We start from the raw sequence: 19,338 nt of genomic DNA on the forward strand, positions 1-19,338 counted from the left end.
ATGGGTTTTTAAATATAAATACAGTATTTTTTTGCTACCCTAGCGGTTTTTGAGTCCGACTGCAAAAAGCTAAGTTAGATCACCAAATAGGGCTAATAAGCTTAAGTAACCAAACCTTTATACTGATGAAAAGTGTGGCAAGTTGATAATTTATCAATTTAATGGGTCGCTTTTTAGTACAATTTAAAGTAATAATATATTCCATAATCATCAGCGTAAATATGACAAGCCTGGGGGCGAGATGGCTTTAACTCGATTGCACGCATTTAAACAGCAAATTAAACCTTTTTTACCAGAGTCTGCATTAATAGAAGATTACTCGCGCCGTTATGCGTACGGGACTGACGCTAGCTTTTATCGATTAATCCCTGAGTTAATTGTATTAGTGAGCAATCAAAATCAAGCACGGCAAGTGATCATTACTGCCAACGAGCTACAGGTTCCCATTACTTTTCGCGCCGCTGGCACGAGTTTATCTGGGCAAGCAATTACCGATTCGGTATTAGTTTTATTGTGCGATAGTTGGAGCAAGTTTGAGATTATTGATGACGCCGAGGCAATCCGTTTACAACCGTCGATCATTGGTGCTCGAGTAAATCAAGTATTAGCCCCGTTTGGTAAAAAAATTGGCCCTGATCCTGCTTCAATTAATAGCTGCAAAATAGCCGGAATGGCGGCAAATAATTCATCGGGTATGTGTTGTGGGGTGGCGCAAAACAGCTACCACACAGTAAAAGATATGACCCTCATTTTTGCCGATGGCACTGTGCTAGATACGGCTGATAGCCAAAGCTGTAATGCCTTTTTACAAAGCCATAGTCTTTGGGTTGATGAGCTAATGAGCCTTGTTGATAGGGTAAAGCAAAACCCCGATTTGAGTGAGCGCATCGCCCATAAATACCGTTTAAAAAATACCACGGGTTATGGTTTAAATGCACTGCTGGATTTTTCTGATCCAATCGAAATCATTAAGCACTTAATTATCGGCTCTGAAGGCACCTTAGCTTTTATCGCCGATATCACTTACCACACAGTGGTTGAGCATAAGTACAAACACACAGGTTTCTTTATTTTTGATGACATTAGCAAGGTGTGTGAGCTGGTGCAAAGGCTGAGTGGAGTTGATGTTGCGGCCGTTGAGCTGCTAGATAAACGTGCCCTGATGTCGGTATCTGAGCATGCCATAATGCCAAAAGAAGTGGCCAGCTACCCTGAGCAGTCAGCGGCACTGTTAATCGAGTTAAGAGCTGAAAATGCACAGGCTCTCGATGTGCTCACTAAGGTCACCGAACAACTTCTTGCTGAGTTTAAGCAAAGCCAACTGGCAGCGATTGAGTTTTCAGCAGACAGCGCCCGTAATGCGGCACTTTGGAATATCCGCAAAGGCACCTTTCCTGCGGTTGGTGCAGTGCGCGAAACTGGCACTACTGTGATTATTGAAGATGTTGCCTTTGCTCTTGATAAATTAGCTGAGGGCGTAAATGCGCTGCATCAATTATTTATCAAATATGGTTATGATGAAGCCATTATTTTTGGGCATGCCCTTGCCGGAAATCTGCATTTTGTATTCACCCAAGCTTTCGATACACCAGAGCAAGTAAGCCGATACGAACAATTTATGGCTGATGTGGCGAACTTAGTGGCGGTTGAACTAAAAGGGTCATTAAAAGCTGAGCATGGTACTGGGCGTAACATGGCACCGTTTGTTGCCACCGAATGGGGAGACGATGGCTTTGCGGTGATGGTTGCGCTTAAAGCATTATTCGATAAACAAAATATTCTTAACCCTGGGGTTATTATAAATCACGACAAAAATGCTCACACTCAGCATTTAAAAGTCATGCCAAAAAGTGATGATATTATCGATACCTGTATTGAATGTGGTTTTTGCGAAGTTGTTTGCCCGTCAAAAGGGCTTAGCTTAACACCGAGGCAGCGTATTACTTTATGGCGACACCGCACCGAGTTACACAATCAATTGCTAACAACCGAAGATTTAGCAAGCAAGCAGAAGTTAAATCAAAAGCTCAGTGTTATCGAGGCCGACTTTAAATACTTAGGTATTGATTCATGCGCGGCAACGGGCCTTTGTGGCCTTAAATGCCCGGTGGGAATAAACACGGGCGAATTTATAAAATCGCTCAGAGCAGAGCAAGCCTCATCAAACAAAGTTGCGCGATCATTATCACGTTTTGCTAGCAAGCATTTTGCGGTTGTTGCTAAGGGTGCACGGTTTGGTTTAACTGTGATGCAGGTGCTCGAAAAAGCAATCGGCAGCAGTAAGCTAAGAAGCCTAAGCAAGCCTGCCAATAAGTTGCTTGGTACACCGCTTTATTACTCGGCATGGCCAAGAGCTGAGCAACCAATTAATAAGCAATTCAAGCAGCTCCAACAAACGAAAAAGTTGGTGTATATGCCAAGCTGCGCCAGCCGGATTTTTGCCCCCGATAAGTTTGCGGATGATAAGCGCCCACTGCTAGATGTTATCTATTCACTCGCAGCTAAAGCAGGCTATGAAGTGCTACTTCCGCAACAAGTAGATTCACTTTGTTGCGGTATGCCATTTGCTAGCCAAGGCTTTAATGAAGAGTCTAAAAATAAAAGTGAGCAGTTACTTACTGAGCTCGAGACGCTTTCAAATAATGGCCAATATCCCATTGTTTTTGATGCCAGCCCTTGTGCACTTACTACTTTTAATGCCGCGCAAAATACAGCACTCAAAATTTATGAAAGTGCTGACTTTGCAGCCCAGCATTTACTGCCTAATTTGCAGGTAACCCCCGTAAATGAGCCCGTGATGCTCCATGTTACTTGTAGTTCTAAGCGATTAGGTAAAGAGCAAAACCTAGTATCACTTGCCAAGGCATGTAGTAATGAGGTGATTATTCCAGCTGATATTGAGTGTTGTGGTTTTGCAGGTGATAAGGGCTTTAACTTGCCAGAACTCAATGGCAATGCGTTAAAAACCCTTAAACAACAAGTACCAAAAAATTGTAATCGCGGCGTGTCTAATAGCCGTAGTTGCGAAATTGGTTTAACTGAACACAGTGGCATTAGTTATCAATCAATTTTGTATCTACTCGATCAGCAAAGCCATGCAATAAAACAGGCTTAATTGCTAATTTGATGAGCCAGTTGCTGACTGGCTCATCTATTTTTTAAAGCTTACACTTTCCAAAAAATGCCTTTGCGGTAGCAGCCGTACATCACACCATAAGACACCATTAAAAACAGCAGTGAAAAGCTAAATGAAGCGAGGTGATCATTGCTGATCACTAATTGTATTAAGCCATAAATACTGCCTTTTAAACTGCTATCGCCGAGCGGGATCATAATTAATAGCCGTGCAAACACGCCCGCAAACATAAAAAATAATATCGCATTCGCACCAAATACAATAAACGGAGCGCCCCAACTACGCAGCTTATAAATATCTAAAATAGCACTGCACAGTGCATAGAAAATCGCTGCAAGCCCTGAGCTGAGTAGCACATAGCTCGGCGTCCATAAGGCTTTATTGATAGGTGTTATTGGTGCAATCGCATAGCCAGCAATAACGGCTAATGTGCCCAGTAAGATAAGTGTACGGGCTTGTTTTTTAAGGTCGGGTTGCTTAGTTAAATAAACCGCAGCCAATATGCCGCTTAGCGCACTTGCAATGGCAGGCAGTGTTGAGAACAGTCCTTCAGGGTCAAATGGCAGTGGCTTAGCATTGGCATAATACAGGTGATGACTACCAAGTACGGTATTGTCTATGAAGGCACTTAAGTTATTGCCATGTAACCATAAACCACTCACTACCTCGCCGTTTGGCAAGGTATACGGGATATAAAGCATGGCAGCGCCGTAAAACAATAAAAGAGTGATGCAAGTTATGGCTATTTTCTTAGGTGATAAATAAAGATAACAACACAGAGCTACTAAATAGACCAAACCGATACGTTGCAGCACGCCTAACACGCGCAGTTGCAATAACTTGTCATCAACCCAGCTAAAAGAAGGGTCTCGAAAGTTGTAATAAAACAAGGCTAAAAACCAACCGAGGGCAATGAGTTTAATGGTACGAATAACCCCTGCTTTTAGTATGTGTTGATCACTGATCCCTTTAGCACGCAAGCTATTTACTGATAGCGTGATAGACATGCCGACAATAAAAATAAAAAACGGAAAAATTAAATCGGTAGGTGTCCAACCATGCCAGTCAGCATGCTTTAAAGGCCAATACATCGCTCCCCAGCTGCCAGGGTTATTCACTAATATCATTGCGGTAATAGTCAAACCGCGCATTACATCTAACGCCATCAGGCGATGTGAAGGGAGTTTATTGATGATCGCAGAACTATGTTTAAACATGAAAAATTTCTATATTTTTTCTTTATTGTAATAAATTATTCCTTTTGGGCAAGTTTATTTGTCAATATAAATTTTGATTTTATTGCATCATCATTGAGCTAAATCAAATTATGACGAAAGTTTTATAGAGGCTGTAGTGATAAATTGCTAGTATAAATGTATTAGATGTACCCGATATGGACATTGGGCTTTGATGTGAGAATTACAGTGCTTAATGGTCTTAAGGCAGGTTTAAATCTGCGCCGCTTAATTTTATTATTAGCGTTTTCGGCAACGCTAATCACCTTTCTAAACAGTTATTACTCGAGCTATCAAGTTCAAAAGCAACAACTAATAGATAAAACGCTTGAAAATCACAAAGCTTACGCAGCTAAACTGGTATCGGCCACCGATAATTTTTTATTGGCGGCGCAGCAGCAACTGGCTTATGTAGGTAAAATTCTTGAAAATGACTTTAATAATCAAGGGTTGATAAATGCTGAAGCAGAACGATTGAGATTACAAACTAACAGTTTTAACTCGACCATTATTGTTAATAAACAAGGCGATATCTTAGGGGTATCACCGCAATCCTTAAAACTTAAAAATCGCAAAGTTGATAGTTTTGGGACTAAAGCTGCGCTTTCTTATCGAACCCCGATGATCAGCGAACCGTATATTTCGATGGCGGGAAATTTGCTGATTTTTATTTCTCAGCCTTTATTTGATAAGCAAGGTGAATTCATTGGCTATGTCGGCGGTACATTATATTTGAAGCGCACAAGCATTCTAAACCAGCTTTTACAAGTTCACTATTATCGCGATGGTTCATATTTATATGTTGTTGATGAGAATCATCGCTTGCTTTATCACCCTGATACAAAAAGGATAGGGGAGCAAGTTTTTGAAAACCCTGTGATCAAGGCTGTTTTGAAAGGGCAAGCCGGAACTGAACTATTAAGTAATAGCAAAGGGGTTGAAATGTTGGCTGGCTTTGCTCCCTTAACCGTTGCTCCTTGGGGAGTCATTGCACAACGACCCCTTGAAGACACATTAGCACCGCTTGATAATTTAATGTGGCAAGTCTTCATAAAAACGGCGCCTGTGGGTGTCATCACTTTAATATTAATTTGGGTATTAGCTAGAAAAATAGCGAGCCCATTGAGGCAACTTGCTGAAACCGCAAATACGTTGGATAGGCCAACCACAACACGCGAGTTAATGCTAATTCGTTCATGGTATTTTGAAAGTAATGAGCTTAGAAAAGCAATGTTAAAGGGAGTTGGTTTATTACACAGTAAAATTGGTTTGTTACGTCAAGAAGCACAGACAGACTCACTAACAGGGTTACACAACCGTAGAAGCTTTGATGCGCAGTTAAGTCATTTTATTGCACAGCGCTGCCCGTTTGCAGTTTTGGCAATCGATATTGATCACTTTAAGCGGGTAAACGACGAATTTGGGCATGATATTGGTGATGTGGTATTGCAGTCGCTTGCTAAAATTTTGTTAGATGTAACTCGTGATAGCGACGTTGTTGCTCGTACTGGTGGAGAAGAATTTATTGTGATCATGCCAAGAGTTGAGGTCAAACGGGCGTATCAGCTTGCAGAACGCTTGCGGATGCGGATATCTGAAAGCTACATTGACCCTGTTGGCTGCATTAATGTATCTATTGGTATATCTGGTTGGCCGATTGAGCAACTGAACATTGATGAAGTACTTAAGCTCGCTGACCAAGCCTTATATCAGGCTAAAAAAACGGGCCGCAATCGTTCTGTAGTTAATGCAAGTTATGGGCAAGATTTCGCAACTATTTCTGAGTCTCCAATCTTGGAATAAGTTATTTAATGTGCAATAGTGAACGTTATTAAGTTATTTATGGAAAACCAAAATGGCATTCACTTTTTTGACTCGTTTAACTAAATCCATTTCCTTGTTAAGTATTGCTGTTATTTTAACAGGCAATGTTTATGCAGACTCAAGCGATGATAAACGTAGCGAATTTGTGGATGTTGGTGCTTTGCTACCTAATGCTGTGTTAGATATTCGTTATTTTGGCCATCACAACTTTGTTGGCAAACCAGTTGATGGTTACAACGCGCCAAAATGTTTATTGCACAACAGTGCTGCTACAGCCCTTAAAAAAGTGCAAGTAGCAGCGCAAACCCAAGGCCTGAGCTTGAAAATATATGATTGTTATCGCCCGCAGCGCGCTGTTGATCACTTTGTACGTTGGGTTAACGATTTAGAAGATACCCGCACTAAAGCTGAGTTTTATCCAAACTTAGGCAAAGACAAACTGCTTGGTGATTACATCGCTGCTAAATCGGGTCACAGCCGTGGTTCAACGATTGATTTAACGTTAGTTGATGCAAAAGGCGAAGAGCTCGATATGGGCTCACCATTTGATATGTTCGACACTCTTTCTAACACCGACGACCCACGCATTAGTGCAGAGCAAAAAGCCAATCGATACAAATTAAAAAGCCTGATGACTGAGGCCGGCTTTGCGCCTTATTCAATGGAATGGTGGCATTTTACTTACAAACCGCAAGCATACCCCGCAACCTATTTTGATTTTGTGGTGGAGTAGGTAAAACAGCTTAAAGCTTTCAGCTGTAAGTTTTAAGCCGAAAGTGTTGTTTTTGAATGTTGAGTTAGCTTGATTAAATGGCGTTGAATGTTAGACACGCCATGCAAGCATGACGCCTACGGTTTGATGTAGGCGTGAAACTTGTTTCACGCGTCTGACAGCTCCTTCTAGAACCTAGCGCATCATGACGCGGGCTAAACCCGCTGCTACAGGCTGACAGCTTCTTCACGTTGGGTTTCGCTGCGCTCTACCCAACCTACATCACCTCTTTTACCGGTGAATAATCAACTTTAATTTCAACAATATCGACATTGGCATTTTGTTTAAAAGCGTTTTGCACTTGCAGTAAATCAGTGTCTTTTTCTGCAAGGTAACGGTAGCTTTTGTTGGTCATTTTTTTCAGCGCATATTGACTGCTAAGCTCTACCGGTAAGCTATTTTCTTTTAGCGTTAAGTAAATTGCACCCGTTGCAATGCCGCGCTCTTGCATTGCGTGATTAAAGACTTCTGTGCCCTTGGTTAAAGTAGGTGCATCAAAGGTAATTTTTTCGCCATTATTACTAAAAGCGTTCGTAAATTTTTGCTTGTTGATTTCGACTGATTTTTTAACATCTTTAACTGAGATTTGTTCTTTTTGTGAACTGGTTGTTGGTTGTTGTACTGTATCTTGCTCGCTTATTTCATTTTTTTGACAGCCAGTCATTAGAGCTAAAGTCAATATAATGAATTGTATTGTAAGTGTTTTTTTCATACCTCACCTGTTTTTTTGTTACTTTTTTTTACAATTAATTCTGTTTTTTAATTGTTCTATTAGGTACATTGGAATTGGTTATGATTGTTAACCGAAAATAAAAATATAACAATAGGGAACGTAAATAATGTCACAATTTAAAGTAACAGCAGTTGCTACTATGGTAACGGCTATTTTGGCATCATCTCAAGTACAGGCAAGCGAACAAACTCGTTTTTATAATACTTCAAGCGTTAGCTCACAAGTGCAATTCAACCCCCAAGTATCTCAACAACGTGCATTAGCTGAGCGAAGAACTGTTTCGGGTCACAAATCAATTTTCGATGAGCAGTTAGGTAAAGCTACGTTCTTATGGAAAGCAGTTGGTCAAGCTAAACCTGATATGGCGATGGTGCTTCCTGAGCAACGTAATGCCTATGCTGCAGATTTTTATTTAAATGCCTTAACGGGTGTTAGCACTGCGAAAAAAGGTTTTTCAAGTGCTGTATTAACAGATTTATCTGAGCAAAAACTTGGCTCAATCACAGCTAAATACAAGCAAAAAGTACTCGGCGTTGAAGTTTTCAACCGTGAATATAACCTGATTATGGACAAAGAGCATAATTTAGTTGCTGGCTCTGGGTATTTCGCAAATAAAGTGACGAGTTCAGTTGCTCCTCTAGGTGAGTTCACAAGTGCTGAGCAAAGCATTAAACGTGCAATTAAAGAACTTGCTGATATCAATGTGTCGTTAACTAAGTCAACTGAGCAAGGCGACTATGTTAAATATACTGTGTCTAACCAAAGTGGTGACAAAGTTGTATTAGGTCAGCCACGTGCTAAGAAAGTATTCTTTGAAGTAGCGGGTGAGCTGCAATCTGCATACTATGTTGAAGTAGAAGTTGCTGATAAAAACAGCCTAGAAAGCGATTACTTCAGCTACGTTATTGGTGCGCAAAACAGCAAAGTTTATTTCAAGAAAGACTTAAAAGCACACGCGGCAGACTTTAACTACCGTGTATGGGCTGACGAAGATGGTTACCCGTGGGAAGGTCCACACGGTGACGTGATCCCAGCTGATGGCCCAGATCAAATTGATGAAACTGAAATCCTAGATGCACCACTTGTAAGCCTGTCTTACTACAAAAAATTAAGCACGATGGATCCATGGCTTGCTGATGATGCTACAACAACATCAGGTAATAACGTATTTGCTTATGCTGATGTTATCGCACCACAAGGTTTTACAGAAGGTGACTTCACAGCTGAAACCACATCAGATTACACATTTGACTACCCTTATCAAGTTGATCAAGTAGCAAACAGCTACGACAACCGTAAAGCAGCTATCGTTAACTTGTTCTATATGAACAACTTCTTACACGATTTCTTCTATGACCATGGTTTTGACGAAACATCAAATGTTGCGCAAGTATCAAACTACGGCCGTGGTGGTGTAGAAGGCGACCCTATCGAAGCGCAAGCGCAAGATAATAGCGGTTTAAATAACGCTAATATGGCAACCCCTGCTGACGGTGCAAGCCCACGCATGCAAATGTATTTATACAACTCGAAAGATGCGAAAGTGGGTGTAGATTTTGGTGTGGTTGTTACATCTGACGAATCAATTGGTCTTCTAGAGTCTTCTAAAGTATCAGGCTTTGGTCAAATGCAATTTGCTGATATCGCAGGCGAAGTTGTTCGTCTAGTTGATGGCGATGATGCCGATTCTGGTAGCGTAACAGATGGTTGTCAACCAGCAACAAATGCAGCTGAACTTGCTGGCAAAATTGCGCTAGTTGATCGTGGCTCTTGTAACTTCACAGCAAAAGTACTACACGCTCAAGAAGCGGGTGCAATTGGTGCAATCGTTGTAAACAACAACCCTGATACAGATGAACCAGCGCCGATGGGCGGTGAAGATGATGCCGTTATCATTCCTAACATGGGTCTGAACTATGCTGACGGTCACGCACTTTACGATGGTATCGCTGCAGGCGACACTGTTACTGTGAACATGTTCAACAAAGCAACGTTAAAAGACGGTACGCTAGATAACGGTATTATTGCTCACGAATGGGGTCACTACATCAGTAACCGTTTAGTGGGTAACTCATCAGGTCTTATCAACTTCCAAGGCCGTGCGATGGGCGAAGGTTGGGGTGATTTCCACTCACTTATGTTCATTGCTAAAGCTGATGACATTAACATTCCAGGTAACGACAAGTTCCAAAAAGCCTACGGTAGCGGTACTTTCGTAGAAGATTTCTACTACGGTATCCGTCGTGTTCCATATTCAACTAATATGGAAGTAAACCCGCTGTCTTTCCGTCACATTACTGAAAATGAAGGTACTGATGTAGGCATTGCACCAACAAGTGTTGCTTCACCACACGCAGCAGGTGAAATTTGGGCAACTATGCTTTGGGAAAGCTATGTAGCACTTATCAACGAGCACGGCTTTGAAGACGCACAAAACCGCATGGCTAACTACTTAGTTGCTGGTTACAAGCTAACTCCTGTTGCTCCGCTATATACAGAAGCACGTGATGCTATCTTAGCTGCAGCGTACGCAGTAGACCCAGAAGATTACAAACTAATCTTAGGTGCATTTGCTAAGCGTGGTATGGGCTTAGGTGCTGTAGCACCAGAGCGTTTCAGCGAAGATTTAACCGGTGTTGTTGAATCAGACAAAATGAAACTTGCTAGCTTCACATTGAAAGATGTGGCAATGAATGCAAACTACAACGGTGCTGAATTAGGTTATTGTTCAAACGATAACGTGCTAGATAAAGGTGAAACAGGCACATTAACTGTTAGCATCATGAACACAGGTAGTGAAGTACTAACGGGTACACAAGCACAGTTAACAGTTGTTAGTGGTCACGATGTAACGTTCGAAAATGATGGTTTAATTACATTCGACGATACAAACCCGTATGCTTCACAAACAAGCGCGCCTATCACGTTTACGCTAAATGATGCAGGCACTGCTGATACACTTGAAATCGAAGTGTCATTCCCTGAACTGTCTGCTGATGACGAAATTGTTGAAGCAGCAACCGATAAAGTATCTTATCTTGTGAACATGGACTTTGAAGATAAAGCACCAGTTAGTTCACAAACTGCTGACGATATGGAAATTGCAGGTGCATCATTACGTGACTGGAAAGAAAACGTAATGACAGGTGATGACCTAGCCGTTGGCACGCAAAGCATGGCAAAAGGTGGTTACGTTCCATTTTTTGATAGCTTTGGGTTTGGTCTTGGCGAGCAAACCATGTACCTAAATAATAATGACTTCCAGTCTGATGTTGCAATCGAATCAAGAGAGTTTGATATCGGTTTTGCGGGTGACTTTGAAGTTTCATTCTGGCACTTCTACCTAATCGAAAACGAGTGGGATGGTGGTGTTGTAGAAATCAGCGTAAACGGCGGTAACTGGGTTGATGTTACTGAAATGGGCGGTACATTTGATGTTGGTTACGATGGCCCTCTAATCGAAAACGACGCGCAAGCACTACAAGATCGCGATACCTTCACAGGTAACAATGTTGATGAAAACGATGTGTATGGTAACTACGAAACAATTCGTTTCGGAACTGAACTAAACGGTAACCGTGCCAAGCTTCGTTTCCGTATTTCATCTGATAATGCCGTTAGTAGCTTTGGCTGGTGGATTGATAACGTAACTGTGAGCAATGTAACGACACCAATCTTCTCAAACGTGATTGCTGGTGATACATTCGCTTGTGATAATGCACTACCATTACTTTCGGTATCAGGTGATGCGACAGTGTCTGAGTCAGCTTCAGGCACATTAACAGCAACAGCGTCAGACCGTAACAGTGATGACACACTAAGCTATGCATGGACGCAACTAAGCGGCACAACTGCAACACTTACAGGTGCTGATACTGCGACTCTAGGCTTCACGCCTGGTGCTATCTCAAGTGATGACGAGTTAGTATTTGAAGTAACAGTGAGCGATGGTACAGACTCTGTATCTGAGCAGTTCACTGTTGCCGTAACTAACGAAGCTGAACAAGAAGAAAGTAATGAAGAGAAGAAATCTAGTAGCGGTAGCTTTGGTTTCTTAACACTACTACTTGCACCACTAGCGCTTATCGGCCGTCGCCGTAAACGTAAATAAGACTTTTAAATAGTGATAACAAAGCCCTTACAGTTCGCTGTAAGGGCTTTTTTGTTTATAAGTTAGCGAGAGTAAAGTTAGCGAGGGGAAAGTTAGCAGCGACTTTACATCGCGTCCTAGAGCCCAGAACCTAGCACCTTTTCGTAGGCGTGAAACTTGTTTCGCGCGTCTGACCGCTGATAGCTGAAGGCTGACAGCTTCTTAATGTTGGGTTTCGCTGCGCTCTACCCAACCTACGTGGAGAGTCAACAGGTTGAATGCTGTGGGGTTATAAACACTCGATAACCCCACACTTCTGACTTACAGCTTAAAGCTTAAGGTCAGCTATTGAACGGTTGCTTTTAGGCCGCGGCGTTTTAATAATGCTGATGTGTCTGGCTCTTGACCGCGGAATGCTTTGTACGATTCCATTAGGTCACGTGAGTTACCGACTTCTAAAATTTCTTTACGGTATTTATCACCGATTTCACGTTTTAGACCGCCTTGCTCTTGAACAAAGGCAAAGGCGTCTGCCGCTAAGATTTCACTCCACATATAAGCATAGTAACCCGCTGAGTAACCGCCGCCCATTGAGTGTGAGAAGAAGGCTGACTTATAACGAGGTGGTACAAATGCTACATCAACTCCATGTTTTGCAAGCGCTTGTTGCTCAAACTTTTCAATGTCTTGTAAAGGAGCATCAGCTGAGAGTGAATGCCATTCCATATCAAGTAGTGCAGCAGCAACGTATTCTAGGGTATCAAAACCTTGGTTGAAGCTACGTGATTGAATTACTTTTTTCAGTAGCTCATCAGGAATTGGCTCGCCAGTTTTATGGTGTTTTGCATAGTTAGCGATAACTTCAGGGTACATGGCCCAATCTTCTTCAAATGTTGATGGGAACTCAACGAAGTCGCGTGATACTGAGGTGCCAGATAGAGTAGGATACTTCACGTTTGAGAACATGCCGTGTAAGCCATGGCCTAGCTCGTGGAAGATCGTTGTTGCTTCATCATAACTGATAAGCGTAGGTTCGCCATTCGCGCCTTTTTGAATGTTCATTACGTTTACGACAACTGGCTTTTGTTCCTTAAGGCCAGATTGTTTAACGAAAGAAGTCATCCATGCACCACCACGTTTACCTTCACGCGCGAAGTAGTCAGCAAAGAAAATGGCTAAGCTTTTACCATTTTCATCAAATAACTCATAGGCTTTTACATCCGGGTGATAAACCGGAATATCGTTACGTGGTTTAAAGGTGATACCGTATAAACGGTTCATGGTGAAGAATACGCCGTCTTCTAAAACACGGTTGAACTCGAAATATTCTTTCACTGCATTTTCGTCAAGGTTGTATTTATCTTTACGCACTTGCTCTGCGTAGAATAACCAATCCCATGGCTGTAATTTGAATTGCTCACCTGACTCATCAATCTTAGCTTGAATTGCAGCGGCCTCAGCGTTGACGTTCTGCATTAATGCAGGGATCATACTCGCAAACATATCAAATACAGCTTGTGGTTTTTTCGCCATTTGCGACTCTAAACCAAAATCAGCCCAGCTATCGTAACCTAATAGTTTCGCTTTTTGAGCACGTAAGTGAGCAAGTTCTGCCACGATATCACGGTTACTATTTTCGCCCGATAATGCACGCTCAGCTGATGCACGCCATACTTTTTCACGTAAATCGCGGTTTTTCAGTGTTGCCAGAATAGGCTGACGCGTGGTGTTTGTGATCTTAATTAGGTATTTGCCTGGATGGCCAGCTTCTGCAGCGGCATTGGTAAGCTGCTCAATTTGACCTGCTGGTAAGCCCTCAAGCTCTGCTTTGTCATCCACTAAAACAACATTTGTTTTAGTCAGCGCTAATAAGTTTTGTGAGAACTGAGTTGTTAAGCTCGAGTGCTTTGTATTGATATCACGAATTTGTTGTTTTTGCTCTGCACTTAATTTTGCACCAGCACGCACAAAACGTTTGTAGTAAACGTCTAATAAACGCTTTTCTTCAGCAGTTAAGGCAAGGCTGTCAGCTTCGCTGTGAATAGCCGCTACTTTCTCAAAAAGTGCTTTATTTAAGAAAATGTTGTCGCTATGAGCCGCTAGTTTTGGCGCTAACTCTTTTTGTAATTCACGACGTGCCGGGTTTGAATCCGTACCCGCTAAGTTATAAAAAATACTGCGTGTGCGTGTTAATAGCTCACCACTTTTCTCAAGCGCAACAATCGTATTGGCAAAATCAGGCTTTGCTGGATTGTTGATAATAGCTTGCACTTCAGCCATTTGCTCAGACATGCCTTTATTAAATGCCGGCATGAAATGTTCATCTTTAATCGCACTGAAATCAGGCGTTTCGTATTGTAATACGCTTTTCACAAACAGTGGGTTAGCTTGCTCATTTGCAGCAACAGGCGCTGATTGCTCTGATTTAGGCGTTGATGTTGTTGTTTGCGGTTCTGAACAGGCTGTGAGTAACAGCGCAGAACTGATCGCGGTTGCGATTAGGTGTTTCATAGTTTTTCTCTTGTCATTTTTAAAATTAAATTGTGTCGATATAACCTTGCACATACGTTTTATAAGCTCTTGATTTGCATAGCGGTTAAAACGAATTACAAAAAGTGCTACAAAAAAGCACTTATATGAGGCAGGTATCACCATGTGATCAATGAGCCCAGCATACTGTGTCTTATTACAATTGACCTCATACGTTGCGATAAGGTGATTATTGGCTGCGATAAGCCGTTAAAATTCTCTAAGATCGGAAAGCCACTTATAACTTTACAGCTTAAATAGCTCGACCCAATTGATCTTTTTGACTCATAACAGTGTCCAAATAAAAACTTTGTGGTATGTTATATTGTAACAATTTAGTCTGCAATCAATCTTGCCATGGAGTGCATTTTTTTACGATAAGTTGCAAATGTTGCTGAATAAGCAAGGAGTCATATGGCTATCATAATCAAACACGCCTGCGTTGTTAATGAAGGACAGCGCGAATTAAACGATGTACGAATTGTTGGTAATCGAATCGCTGAAATTGCCAAAGATATCAGTGCCAAGGCCAATGATGAGGTAATTGATGCAAGCGGTCTGTTGCTATTACCAGGCATGATCGACGATCAAGTTCATTTTAGAGAGCCAGGCCTTACTCACAAAGGCACGATTGCCAGTGAATCTGCCGCTGCAGTGGCCGGTGGCATTACAAGTTTTATGGAAATGCCCAATGTCTCACCTTCGACTACCACGGCAAAAGCACTTGCAGATAAATACGCGATAGCGGCGCAAACGAGCGCTGCGAATTATGCGTTTTACTTTGGCGCAACCCCAGACAACCTTGATGAAATTAAAGCTCTTGATGCTAAAAATGTATGCGGCGTTAAAGTGTTTATGGGAGCATCAACAGGTGATTTACTGGTTGAACACCCACATGCTCTAGAGGCCATTTTTCGGGAAAGCCCAGTACTCATTGCAACCCATTGCGAGCAAGGGGAGGTTATTCAACAAAACCAGCGCCGAATAGAAAAACGCTATGGTGAGTTACGAATAGAACATCACCCGTTAATTCGTGATGAGTTAGCGTGTTACGCATCATCATCGTACGCCGTATCGCTGGCAAAACGCTATGGCTCGCAGCTGCATGTTTTACACCTTACAACAGCAAAAGAGCTAGAGCTATTTAGTAACGCACCTATAGAGCAAAAACACATAACCGCCGAAGCTTGTGTGCATCATTTGTGGTTTAACCAAGATGATTACACACACTATGGCAATCAAATTAAATGTAACCCTGCCATAAAATCTGAGCAAGATCGCCAAGCGCTACTCGCAGCAGTACGCGATTGTCGCATTGATATTATTGCCACCGATCATGCACCTCATACTTGGCAAGAAAAGCAGCAACAATACAGCGCTGCACCAGCTGGCCTCCCGCTCGTCGAGCATGCATTACTATCGTTACTTGAGCAGGTAAAACGTGGTGCGTTGAGCCTAGAGCAAGTCGTTGAAAAAACAGCGCATAACGTGGCAAAGCGATTTGCTATCGAAGATCGAGGGTTTATCAGAGAAGGTTATTTTGCAGATTTAGTCCTGGTTGACCCAAGCGCAGAAAAGCACGTTGAGCACACAAACACACATTACTTATGCCAATGGACCCCTTTCAATGGCACTACTTTTTCACACCGAATAACACATACCTTTATAAATGGTGAGTGTGTCTTTGATGGACAGCACGTAACCCCGCACAAGCAGGCCGCTAAGGCCTTAACATTCAATCGTTAAAAGAAGTTGATATGCAATTACCCGATATTACCTCGCACTCTAATGTAGATTTTCAGTCGCCTTTAAAATGGGTTGGCATGGAAAAAATAGCATTGCCTTTGAAACTTGCACAACCTCATGTTGATGTGCACCTGAATGCCAAAGCCGATATTTTTGTTAGCCTTGATAGTGATGCTAAAGGCATTCATATGTCGCGTCTTTATTTATTACTTAATCAGCTATTGGCTAATCAAAGCTTATCGACTAAGCGTATTAACGAGTTTATGGAAGCCGTTTTAGCATCACAAAAAGGCTTAAGTAAAGGCGCAAAACTGGTGCTGCATTTTGATTTACCCGAGCTAAAACCAGCACTCCTTAGCGACAATGCCGGATACAATGCTTACCCTGTTGTTTTAACGATAACTAAGAAGCAGTCGATGGCTATCAACTTAAAAGCTGATATAGCCTACAGCAGTACCTGCCCGTGTTCAGCGGCATTATCGAGGCAGCTTTTGAGCGAAGCAGTCGATAAGCAATTTAGTGATGAGCATATAGATAAAGCCTCTTTACTCAATTGGCTTGCAAGTGAACAGGGCTCAATTGCAACTCCTCATAGCCAGCGCTCTTACGCTTATATTGATGTCACTTTTAGTAGTGAGAAGCTACCTGATATTGGCGGCTTTATCACAGTATGTGAGCAAGCCATAGGCACCCCTGTACAAACCGCCGTAAAGCGTGAAGATGAGCAAGCATTTGCCGCCCTTAACGCAAAAAACTTACTGTTTTGCGAAGATGCAGCAAGGCGATTAAAGCAGTGTTTCGAAGCCATGCCGGGTATTGCTGATTACCAATTTAAGGTTGAACACCAAGAAAGCTTACATGGCCATAATGCCGTGGTTCATGAATCTAAATATTAAGACTCATGAGTCTAAGTGTTAGGCTCATGAACCTAAAATGGTTTACAAATTTTGACATTAGCGGTCGCAAAATATTGCTATTCATTTTCACAATGATAATGATACGAGCGCTAAAAATGATAAACATAATAATATAAAGGACGACTATGCGTTTTAAATTTATTGCTGCTGCAGTGGGTCTCGCTGTAGCAAATGTTGCTGTTGCCGACGAAGGCATGTGGCAGCCTCACCAGTTACCAGAGCTTGAATCAGTGTTAAAAGCGAAAGGCTTGAGCATTGATGTAGAGTCAATTTCAAAATTAACTGAGTTCCCGATGAACGCGGTAATTAGCCTTGGTGGATGTACTGCTTCGTTTGTTTCACCAAAAGGCTTAGTTGTAACTAACCATCACTGTGCCTATGGTTCGATTCAATATAACTCGACCACCGAGAATAATATTTTAGAAAATGGCTTTTTAGCTAAAACAACAGGCGAAGAAGTGCCTGCAGCGCCGGGTTCTCGTGTTTATGTAACCGAGGAAGTGGTTGAAGTAACTGATAAAGTAAACCAAGGTACTGAAAAGCTAACCGGTAAAGCACGTTTTGATGCTATTCAAGCAAATGAAAAAGCACTTGTTAGTGAGTGTGAGCAAGACCAAAGCTACCGCTGTAATGTGTATACTTTCCACGGTGGTCTTGAGTATTACCTTATTAAATCGCTAGAAATTAAAGATGTACGTTTAGCGTATGCACCTGCTATGGGCGTCGGTAAATACGGCGGTGATATAGATAACTGGATGTGGCCGCGCCACACAGGTGATTTCTCGTTCTATCGCGCGTATGTTGGCAAAGATGGCAAGCCTGCTGAATATTCAGAAGACAACGTGCCGTACCAAAGTGATGCGTTTTTAAAAGTAAGCGCTAAAGGCGTTCAAGAAGGCGATTTTGTGATGGTGACCGGTTACCCAGGCAGCACAAACCGTTACCGTATTTCGCCTGAAGTTGACTATGTGTTTAACACGGCCTACCCATTAGCGCGTAAGTATAATTCGAAATATGTCTCGTTAATCGAAGAAAATGCACCAGAGGGTTCAGAGGCACGTATCGCTTACGAAAGCACGATTGCGGGTTATAACAACTACATTAAAAACTACGGTTCAATGATTGAGAGCTTTAACAAAGGGTCAATGTATAGCCGTAAGCAACAATTCGAAAAAGATCTCACCGCGTGGATCAATGAAGATAGTAAGCGCAAAGCTAAATACGGACAGGTACTTGCTGATTTATCTGCGCTAGTTGCACAGTCGCAAGAGCATAACCAGCGTGACCGTATGTTAGGTTACGTACACCGCTCACAAATGATTTCAACTGCTCGACGTTTATACCGTTTAGCTTACGAAAAACAAAAGCCAGATGCTGAGCGCGAAAGCGGTTATCAAGAGCGTGATATGCCACGTATCGAGTCTCGTTTAAAAAGCATGAGCCGTCGTTATGATGAAGCCGTAGATAAAGCTATTTTACTGTATTTTATTGAGCAGTATGCAGCATTACCTAAAGACGAGCGAGTTGCAGAGGTTGATAAAGCACTGGGTCTAACAAACGGTTTTGATAAACAAAAACAACAAGCCATGCTTGATGATATGTATGCTAAATCGGTTCTTGCAGATGAAAGCAAACGTTTATGGATGGCAGATCTTGACCTTGCTCAGTTAAAGCAAAGTAGCGATCCATTTATTCAATATGCGCATGCAATTTTTGCGGTCACAAAAGATATTGAAGATGCGAAAAAAGAACTGGCTGGTAAACAGCAAGCTGCTCGCCCTGCATTAATGGAAGCAATCATTGCTTATAACAAGGCACTTAATAAGCCTGTTTATGCAGACGCTAACAGCACCCTGCGTGTAACTTACGGTACGGTAGGCGGCTATTCACCGCAAGATGGCTTAGTGGCAACCCCCTTTACATCGTTAGAAGGACTACTTGCTAAAAACACCGGTGTTGAACCATTCAACTCACCAGAGAAACAAAACGAGTTAATTAAGCAAAAGCTTTATGGCGATTATACCGGCGGTATGAATACTGTTCCGGTTAACTTTTTATCGAACGTAGATACCACAGGTGGTAACTCAGGCTCTCCAACGTTAAACGGTAATGCTGAGCTCGTTGGTTTATTATTTGATGGTGTTTACGAAAGCATTATTGGTGATTGGGATTACGATGAGAACTTAAATCGCTCAATTCACGTTGATTCACGATACATGTTGTGGGTAATGGATAAAGTTGATAATGCTCAAAACCTACTTAAAGAGATGACTATCGTTAAGTAATCTAAGTTTAACGTTAATTTTAGCATTAAAATGCCAGTCTAGCAGACTGGCATTTTTGTTTTTTATAAAAA

10 protein-coding genes are annotated in these 19,338 nt (G+C 42.0%); 7 read left to right on the plus strand and 3 right to left on the minus strand.

The features are described from left to right. The first annotated feature begins 241 nt into the window (after nucleotides 1–241). A complete protein-coding gene (locus L1272_RS08565; RefSeq protein WP_194441166.1) occupies nucleotides 242–3,115 on the plus strand; it encodes an FAD-binding and (Fe-S)-binding domain-containing protein in 2,874 nt (957 codons plus the stop codon). Between the two features lie 50 nt (nucleotides 3,116–3,165). On the opposite strand, the gene L1272_RS08570 is transcribed toward L1272_RS08565, so the two are convergent. After that, nucleotides 3,166–4,353, minus strand: coding sequence for an acyltransferase family protein (locus L1272_RS08570; RefSeq protein WP_194441167.1), 1,188 nt, complete (start codon nucleotides 4,351–4,353; stop codon nucleotides 3,166–3,168). A 195-nt stretch (nucleotides 4,354–4,548) separates the two neighbouring features. Here L1272_RS08570 and L1272_RS08575 point away from each other — a divergent pair, with 195 nt between their 5' ends. Continuing rightward, nucleotides 4,549–6,174 (plus strand): sensor domain-containing diguanylate cyclase, encoded by a 1,626-nt coding sequence (locus L1272_RS08575; RefSeq protein WP_235373207.1) that lies wholly within the window; start codon nucleotides 4,549–4,551, stop codon nucleotides 6,172–6,174. Between the two features lie 52 nt (nucleotides 6,175–6,226). Continuing rightward, nucleotides 6,227–6,928: a M15 family metallopeptidase gene (locus L1272_RS08580; protein WP_138600131.1), complete on the plus strand. Its 702-nt coding sequence runs from the start codon at nucleotides 6,227–6,229 to the stop codon at nucleotides 6,926–6,928. Nucleotides 6,929–7,184: 256 nt separating this feature from the next. Here the strand turns inward: L1272_RS08580 and L1272_RS08585 are convergent, their stop codons facing one another. Beyond that, on the minus strand, nucleotides 7,185–7,679 hold the full coding sequence (locus tag L1272_RS08585; RefSeq protein WP_194441168.1) for a hypothetical protein: 495 nt from the start codon (nucleotides 7,677–7,679) through the stop codon (nucleotides 7,185–7,187). A 127-nt stretch (nucleotides 7,680–7,806) separates the two neighbouring features. Here L1272_RS08585 and L1272_RS08590 point away from each other — a divergent pair, with 127 nt between their 5' ends. Then, nucleotides 7,807–11,811, plus strand: a complete 4,005-nt coding sequence (locus L1272_RS08590; RefSeq protein WP_194441169.1) for a rhombosortase-dependent M36 family metallopeptidase — start codon at nucleotides 7,807–7,809, stop codon at nucleotides 11,809–11,811. Between the two features lie 324 nt (nucleotides 11,812–12,135). On the opposite strand, the gene L1272_RS08595 is transcribed toward L1272_RS08590, so the two are convergent. Next, a complete protein-coding gene (locus tag L1272_RS08595; RefSeq protein ID WP_194441170.1) occupies nucleotides 12,136–14,301 on the minus strand; it encodes a M3 family metallopeptidase in 2,166 nt (721 codons plus the stop codon). A gap of 432 nt (nucleotides 14,302–14,733) precedes the next feature. Between L1272_RS08595 and L1272_RS08600 the strand changes: the two genes are divergently transcribed. From L1272_RS08600 to L1272_RS08610, 3 genes are all read left to right on the plus strand, one after another. Continuing rightward, complete coding sequence (locus L1272_RS08600) at nucleotides 14,734–16,065, plus strand: dihydroorotase (protein WP_235373208.1); 1,332 nt, start codon at nucleotides 14,734–14,736, stop codon at nucleotides 16,063–16,065. Between the two features lie 11 nt (nucleotides 16,066–16,076). Then, nucleotides 16,077–16,961: a GTP cyclohydrolase FolE2 gene (folE2, locus tag L1272_RS08605; protein ID WP_194441172.1), complete on the plus strand. Its 885-nt coding sequence runs from the start codon at nucleotides 16,077–16,079 to the stop codon at nucleotides 16,959–16,961. Between the two features lie 146 nt (nucleotides 16,962–17,107). Then, nucleotides 17,108–19,267: a S46 family peptidase gene (locus L1272_RS08610; RefSeq protein WP_194441173.1), complete on the plus strand. Its 2,160-nt coding sequence runs from the start codon at nucleotides 17,108–17,110 to the stop codon at nucleotides 19,265–19,267. Nucleotides 19,268–19,338: the final 71 nt, after the last annotated feature.

Origin of the sequence: Pseudoalteromonas sp. PAST1 (assembly GCF_021532515.1) — a bacterium.
Lineage (GTDB): Bacteria > Pseudomonadota > Gammaproteobacteria > Enterobacterales > Alteromonadaceae > Pseudoalteromonas > Pseudoalteromonas simplex.